The sequence below is a fragment of the Streptomyces sp. MB09-02B genome (assembly GCF_033794485.1).
Lineage (GTDB): Bacteria > Actinomycetota > Actinomycetes > Streptomycetales > Streptomycetaceae > Streptomyces.
The window spans coordinates 1-1,300 of record NZ_JARGEE010000869.1; the positions used below are offsets into that span (position 1 = coordinate 1).

Below are 1,300 nucleotides of genomic sequence, written 5' to 3' on the forward strand. Positions count from 1 at the left end.
GGGTCGGCCGAGCGCGCGGGCGGGTCCGGCGGCACGGGTGCGTGGCGGAGCCGGGCGAGGGCGGCGGCAGCGGAGCGGGGCTCACCGAGCCGGCCCTCGTGCCCGAGCAACAGGGTCTCGGCGTCCTCGATGTCGTAGCACCGCTCCACTCGCACCCCCGTGGCGAGCAGCCGCGGATACACCTCCCCGGTGGCCCGCCACACCCACCGCCCGACCTGCGGCCCGCGCCGCCGCACCGCCTCCGCGAGATCGGGTTCCCAGGTCACGGCCCCCGCGAGCAGCCCGTCGGCCCCGAGCGGGGCGACCTCCACACCCCCGTCCTCGGCCGTCGCGAGCACCCACCGGTCGGTCATGGGTGCGAGTGTGACAGGGGGGTCTGACAACGACCGCGCGACGCGGAAGCCGCGCCGCGCGCTATCCCTGCCCTTCTCCCTGGCCCTGCGCCTGCGCCTGACCCTGGGCCTGCCCCTGCACGATCGCCTGAAGGGCCTGGGTCACGTGGGCCTCGGTGGCCTCCTTGGTGACGCCGAGGCCGCTGAGCACTCCCTGCCCGTTCTCGAGCTCCAGGAGGGCGAGGAGGAGGTGTTCGGTGCCGATGTAGTTGTGGCCGAGGCGGAGGGCCTCGCGGAAGGTGAGTTCGAGGACCTTCTTGGCGTCCGGCCCGTAGGGGATGAGCTCGGGGACCTCGGCGGCGGCCGGCGGCAGGACGGCGGAGGCGGCTTCCCGTACGGCCTCGGGGGAGACACCCTGGGCGACGAGGGCCTTGGCCGCGAGCGCGTCCGGTTCGGCGAGGAGCCCGAGGACGAGGTGGGCCGGGAGCCCCTCGACGGCGCCGGCGGCCTTGCCCTCGTTGTGCGCGGCCGTGACCACGTTCCGGGCGCGGGGGGTGAAGCGGCTGAAGCCCTGGCTGGCGTCGAGGTCGTTCTCGGCCTTCGGCACGAACCGCTTCTGGGCGGCCTGCCGGGTGACCCCCATGCTCCGGCCGATGTCCGTCCAGGACGCGCCCGAACGCCGGGCCTGGTCCACGAAGTGGCCGATCAGATGGTCGGCCACGTCGCCGAGGTGGTCCGCGGCGATGACCGCGTCCTGGAGCTGGTCGAGCGGCTCCGGGTGGACCTTCTTGATGGCCTCGATGAGCTCGTCGAGACGGATGGAGGAGGTGACTCGAGGATTCGTCGTCATGTGTCAACCTTAGGTTGACACTCCGGGGGTGTCAACTCGAAGTTGACACCCCCTGGGCCCCGCTTCGGTGCACGGCCTATCCCAAGCGGCCGGCCCCGACCCCGACCACCGCCACCAC

At 73.5% G+C, this 1,300-nt stretch carries 1 protein-coding gene and 1 pseudogene; both read right to left on the reverse strand.

Annotation, left to right across the window (positions count from 1 at the left end):
* A pseudogene (locus P1P70_RS44745) lies at positions 1-353 on the reverse strand (bifunctional 3'-5' exonuclease/DNA polymerase); the annotation flags it as partial.
* 61 nt (positions 354-414) lie between these two features.
* Entirely contained in the window at positions 415-1,182 is a 768-nt protein-coding gene (locus P1P70_RS44750; protein ID WP_319248254.1) for a Clp protease N-terminal domain-containing protein, read from the reverse strand.
* Positions 1,183-1,300: the final 118 nt, after the last annotated feature.